This window comes from Streptomyces albidochromogenes (assembly GCF_005981925.1).
In the GTDB taxonomy this organism is placed as follows: domain Bacteria; phylum Actinomycetota; class Actinomycetes; order Streptomycetales; family Streptomycetaceae; genus Streptomyces; species Streptomyces albidochromogenes.
On sequence record NZ_VBVX01000398.1, the window covers coordinates 1 to 5,140 of the forward strand.

The 5,140-nt window shown below is 73.0% G+C and carries 7 protein-coding genes; 3 read left to right on the forward strand and 4 right to left on the reverse strand.

The genetic code is table 11. The annotated features are described in order from the left end of the window. On the reverse strand, positions 1-276 hold a 276-nt coding region (locus E2E34_RS31000), incomplete at its 3' end, for an ATP-binding protein (RefSeq protein WP_138905182.1). Positions 277-327: 51 nt separating this feature from the next. Next, a complete protein-coding gene (locus E2E34_RS31005; RefSeq protein ID WP_138905183.1) occupies positions 328-1,518 on the reverse strand; it encodes a PP2C family protein-serine/threonine phosphatase in 1,191 nt (396 codons plus the stop codon). Positions 1,519-1,766: 248 nt separating this feature from the next. On the opposite strand from E2E34_RS31005, the gene E2E34_RS31010 reads away from it, so the two are divergent. Beyond that, complete coding sequence (locus E2E34_RS31010) at positions 1,767-2,117, forward strand: STAS domain-containing protein (RefSeq protein ID WP_244316299.1); 351 nt, start codon at positions 1,767-1,769, stop codon at positions 2,115-2,117. On the opposite strand, the gene E2E34_RS31015 is transcribed toward E2E34_RS31010, so the two are convergent. Both E2E34_RS31015 and E2E34_RS31020 read right to left on the reverse strand, forming a co-directional pair. Next, positions 2,114-2,617: a MarR family winged helix-turn-helix transcriptional regulator gene (locus tag E2E34_RS31015; protein ID WP_138905184.1), complete on the reverse strand. Its 504-nt coding sequence runs from the start codon at positions 2,615-2,617 to the stop codon at positions 2,114-2,116. The genes E2E34_RS31010 and E2E34_RS31015 overlap by 4 nt on opposite strands. Before the next feature lie 83 nt (positions 2,618-2,700). After that, positions 2,701-3,579: an RNA polymerase sigma factor SigF gene (locus E2E34_RS31020; RefSeq protein ID WP_138905185.1), complete on the reverse strand. Its 879-nt coding sequence runs from the start codon at positions 3,577-3,579 to the stop codon at positions 2,701-2,703. A 169-nt stretch (positions 3,580-3,748) separates the two neighbouring features. On the opposite strand from E2E34_RS31020, the gene E2E34_RS31025 reads away from it, so the two are divergent. Further along, positions 3,749-4,384, forward strand: coding sequence for a hypothetical protein (locus E2E34_RS31025; protein ID WP_138905186.1), 636 nt, complete (start codon positions 3,749-3,751; stop codon positions 4,382-4,384). Between the two features lie 101 nt (positions 4,385-4,485). Continuing rightward, a complete protein-coding gene (locus tag E2E34_RS31030) occupies positions 4,486-5,028 on the forward strand; it encodes a flavoprotein (protein ID WP_138905187.1) in 543 nt (180 codons plus the stop codon). Positions 5,029-5,140 lie beyond the last annotated feature (112 nt).

Sequence of the window (5,140 nt, forward strand, 5' to 3'; positions counted from 1 at the left end):
GGACGGGCTGGGGTCCTGCACGGTGATCTCCACCGTGTGCCGGTCGGCGGTCAGGCGCAGGCCCGTGATGCCGCCCGCGTGCCGCAGGGCGTTGGTGACCAGCTCGGAGACGACCAGCACCACGTTCTCGGCGGCCTCCGCGGTGGGCGCCGGGGCCAGGCCGGACAGGAACTGGCGAGCGGTGTCGCGCGCCTCGGCCGCGGTGTGCGGCCGGGTGGTCCTCTCGGCGGCGGTGCTCCGGTCGGAGATCGTCTGCGTACGGTTGATGTCGTTCACCCCCGTGGATGGGAAGGCCCTGCTCCGGACCCCGGGGCTCCTGCCCCGCTTCTACCGCGGGCTAACTTCGCGCGTGGCCCGGCCGAACCAGTCCAGGCAGACGACGAGGGCGTCGTCGGCGGCGTCCGCGTCGGTGTCCCGGTACGAGGCCAGCTCCTGGAGGACCGCGCGGGGCACGGCGGCGGCGGGCAGCAGGCTCGCGGCCTGGATGGCTCGCGCCAGCGCGCGTTCGCCGTAGGTCTCGCCGGCCCGCGTCGCGGCGGCGTACACGCCGTCGCTGACGAAGACCAGCCGGTCGCCGGGGAGCACCCGGAACTCCTGGGCGACGTACCCCGTCTCCTCGAACATGCCGAGGGGGAGCTGGGCCTCGAACGGCACGCGCTCGACGGTCTTGTCGCGCTGGCGCCACAGCTGGGGGGAGCCGGCGTCCACGACCTGGGCGTGGCCGGTGGCGAGCTCGAAGGAGAGCAGGAGGGTCGAGACGTACGACTCCCCGTGGTGCTGGCCGTAGATGGCCTGGTCGGCGAGGGCGGCCTGGTCGGCGATGCCGATGCCGGCCCTGCGGGCGTTGCGCAGCGCGTTGACGGCGAGGTTGGTGAGGAGGGACGCCTCGATGCCCTCGCCCATTCCGTTGGTGACGGTGAGGGTGAGGGTCTCGGCGGTGGTGGCCCAGTCGAAGTTGTCGCCGTGGATGGCGTACGCGGGCTCCAACTGGGCGCCGATGGCGTACTCCTGGCGGGAGCAGGCGCGGCCGGGCAGCAGCTGCCACTGCATCTCGGCGGCGAGGGTCAGGCGGCTGACCCGGCGGGCCTGGAGGTACAGGTCCGTGTCACGCTCGGCGACCATGATCTCGTGGCCGAGGAGCTCGGCGAGTTCGGTGAGTTCGTCGGTGGCCTGGGGGGTGCATCTGTGCTTGGGCAGACGCACGGTGAGGATGCCGAGCCGGTCGCCGCGGACGGTGACCGGCAGGTGCAGGTCGACCGCGCCGTCCTGGGCCACGTACTGCCCGTACGGCTCCTGGCTGCCGAAGGCGCGGCCCTCGGGGCTGGCGTCGACCGGCAGGGCGTGCGCGGTGTGCGGCAGGGCGGTGACCGGCTGGAGGACCGTGAGGCTGTAGTCGGCCAGGAGGAGATCGACGTCCGTGGCTTCGTAGTGCTCGACCAGTGCGGCGCGTGCCGTATCGAGGAGGGCGTGCGGTGCGGCGGTGCGCACGGCACGCTCAACGGCCAGGAATTGCGTCACGGTCGGCGGTCCTCTGTGTTGTTTTGGCGGATTGTCCGGGTTGCCCTGGTTCGTTCGCGGAGGCGGCCGGTCGGTCGCGGGTGTGGTGGACGGTGCAGCGTAACGGTATTGCGGAGATTCCGTGACCATAATGTTGACAAACGTCGAGTGTTGCCAAGCGGCAACTGTTACCCCTAGGCTGATTGTGCCGCACCATCGGGGCAGATGCGTCGGCTCAGCCGGCCGCTGCCACATCTGAGGGGCCAGTTGTGCACCACACACGCAGCACCGAACCGCGCATGCTCCTCGTCACCCACCGTTCGGAACGGGCCGTCGTACTCGCCCTGCACGGCGAAGTGGACATGGACTCCGTCGAACCCCTGCGCCTGGCGCTGGACAGCGAGGCCCGCCGGGGAGGGACGCCGGTGGTGATCGACCTGTCGGCGGTGGACTTCGCGGACACGGCGATGATCAACGCTCTGCTGGGGGTGCGCCCCCTGCTCGGGGGGCGTCTGCGCCTCGCCGCGCCCTCGGCGCTCGTCACGCGGCTGCTGGGGGTGCTGAGTCTGGACGACGCGTTCACGGTCCGCGACAGCCGCGAGGCGGCGGTGGCGGCCTAGGCCGGGCGTACCGCCCGTACCGGGGACTGCTCCTCGGCCGCTCTGCCGTGAACCACCGCGGCGGCGGCGTCCCGGAACGCGGCGAGGCCCTCGGCCAGCCGCGTCAGGGCCTCGGGGGCCATCGCCCCGAGCACCGGGGCCAGCTCCAGGACCTGGCCCTCGCGTACTTCTTCGAGCAGGAGCCGTCCCGGCCTGCTCAGGTACAGCTCCACCTCACGGCGGCTCGACGGGCTGAGGCGGCGCTCCACCAGGCCGGCCGCCTCCAGGCGGTCGCACAGCCGGCTCGTGGCGGGCGGGCTCGATCCGAGCGTCTCGCCCAGGGCCCGCAGATTGCCGCCCTCCAGACGCTCGATCACCAGCAGCGCGCGGAGCTGGGACGGCGAGATGGGCCCGGACGGGGCCCTCAGCTGCGCCCTGCCCCACAGGACCGCGAGCAGGTCCGTCACCTCGGACGCGGTGGACGCCGGGTCCGGTGAGGGCGACGGTGGGCTGGGGGGCATCGTTCCACTGTGCCACCCCTGGGGCGGCGCTGTCAGTACGGGCCGGCACATCGTAAGGCCGCTGCCGGGGTGTCCGGCCGCCCTCAGTGCTCGGCCAGCATCCCGCTGCGCAGCTGCTTCAGCACGCGCGTCAGGAGCCGGGACACCTGCATCTGGGAGACGCCGAGCTCGGCGCCGATCTGCGCCTGCGTCATCTCCTGGCCGAAGCGCATCTCGACGATGCGGCGGTCGCGCTCGTCGAGCCGCTCCAGGAGCGGGGCCAGCGTGTGCAGGTCCTCGACGCTCTCCAGGGCCGGGTCGAGCTCGCCGAGGCGGTCGGCGAAGGTCCGGCTGTTGGCGTCGGCGCCGTCACCGCTGTCGTTCGGCGCGTCGAGGGAGCCGGCGGTGTAGCCGTTGGCGGCGACCAGGCCCTCGATGATCTCGTCCTCGGAGAGGTCCAGGTGCTCGGCCAGCTCCTTGACGGTCGGGTCGCGGTCCAGGCGCAGGGAGAGCTCCTCCTTGGCCTTCGCGAGGTCGACGCGCAGTTCCTGGAGCCGGCGGGGGACGTGAACGGCCCAGCTGGTGTCACGGAAGAACCGCTTGATCTCACCGACGATGTACGGCACGGCGAAGGTGGCGAAGCCGACCTCGCGGCTGAGGTCGAACCGGTCGATGGCCTTGATCAGACCGATCGTGCCGACCTGGACGATGTCCTCCATGTCGCCGCCGCCGCGGTTGCGGAAGCGGTTGGCGGCGTACCGCACGAGGGACAGGTTCATCTCGATGAGGGTGTTGCGCGCGTACTGGTACTCGTGCGTGCCCTCTTCGAGGACCTGGAGCTGGTCGAAGAAGAGCTGCGACAGCTCTCGGGCGTCCTTCGGAGCGACCTTGCCCGCGTCCTCGATCCAGGGAAGCTCCCCGACCGTCTCCGCATCGGCAATGGTCTGCGCAGACACCGTCGTCATGGCCGCCGTCCTCGTCATCGTCCTGCCCCTCCCCGGTGTTCGGACTCTTTCAGAAGGCGCTCCTGCCCCGCAATCCGCATCCCATGCATCATTACTTTCCGCGTTTATCCGACCGCCATCCGGTAACACTCCGTAACGAGAGAGCGGAATCCTCGTACGGGGAAGCCCCGGAGAAAGGTGGGAACTCATGTCGACGGGCGCTGTGGTCCTTCTGGGTGTGGTGGCCGCGATCATCACGGCACTGCTGCTGGCCCGGCCGGTGGCGCAGGCGGCCCCCGACGACCTGCGCCGCAGGTTCGGGCCGGAATTCGACGAGACGGCCGCACGGCACGACGGCGACGTCGGGGCGGCCGAGCGCGACCTGGGCGCGCGGCTGAGGCGGTTCGGGGGTCTGCGCGTCAAGAGCCTGACAACGGCGGCGCGTGAGCGGTACGCCGCGCAGTGGGCCGGGCTGCAGGAGCGGTTCGTCGACGAGCCCGGGGCGGTCGTCGCGCAGGCCGACGAGCTGCTGGAGCGCCTGGCGCGCGACCGGGGCTTCCCCGCCGAGTCCTTCCAGCGGCAGTACGAGGCGCTGTCCGTGCACTGCCCCCACGAGGCGGGCGCGCGTCGCCGGCTGCGGGAGGCCGCCGCGCGCGCGGCGGCGGGTGACACGGACACCGAGGCGCTGCGCCAGGCCCTGCTCGCGGGCCGCGCGCTGTTCGCCGAGCTGACCAGGGTCCGCCCGCAGGACGAGGGCGCCCGCCGGCCCAGTGCCGTCCAGCGTCTGCCCCGCCGCCCGCACCTCCCGGCCCAGCGGATCGCGGCGCACCAGCGCGCCGACTGAGACGGCTCCTTCCGCCACGGGCGCGACCCCCGCCGGAGAGCCGGCGGGGGCGTCCTGTTCCACTGGTCGGCACGGGTTCAGCCGTCGGCCGGGAGCGTGTGGTGTCCGAGCAGTCCAAGCCTTTTCTGTACGTCGTCGTCTGCGCGGCCGGTGGCGCCGACGGGGTGGGGCGGCTCGTCGTCGCCGCGCGGGAGCGGGGATGGGAGGTCGGCGTGATCGCCACGCCGCAGGGGCTCGGCTTCATCGACGAGGCCGCGGTGCGGGCGCTGACCGGGCGGCCGGTGCGTTCCGCGTGGCGGGCGCCCGGCGAGCCGCGGCCGTTCCCCCCGGCGGACGCCATAGCCGTCGCCCCGGCCACGTTCAACACCGTCAACAAGTGGGCCGCGGGCATCGCGGACACCCTGGCCGTGGCCACGCTGTGCGAGGCGTACGGCGCGGGGGTGCCCACCGCGGTCCTGCCCTCCGTGAGCCCGGCCCTGGCCGCCCACCCCGCGTACCGGCAGAGCATCGAGCGGCTGCGGGGGATGGGCGTGCTCGTGGGAGGCGGCTCGGGGCCGCTGCGGTGGGAGGAGGCCCTGGAGCTGCTGGCGGGCACCGGTCTGCCGGTGACGGACCCTCAGCGCGGGTCCGGCGCGCCCGGTTAGCGACCCCGGCGCGCCCGGTCAGCGGTGCGCCGGCTCAGCGGGGCGACTCGGCGGTGGTCTCGGGGCCGGGGTCCGGGGTGTCGGCGGAGCTGGGCTCCGGGGAGAGCCATGC

Bases quoted from the DNA above. Each gene is read 5' to 3' on its own strand.
- E2E34_RS31020 (WP_138905185.1), bottom strand. From the start codon at position 3,579: ATGACGAGGACGGCGGCCATGACGACGGTGTCTGCGCAGACCATTGCC.
- E2E34_RS31025 (WP_138905186.1), top strand. From the start codon at position 3,749: ATGTCGACGGGCGCTGTGGTCCTTCTGGGTGTGGTGGCCGCGATCATC.
- E2E34_RS31015 (WP_138905184.1), bottom strand. From the start codon at position 2,617: ATGCCCCCCAGCCCACCGTCGCCCTCACCGGACCCGGCGTCCACCGCG.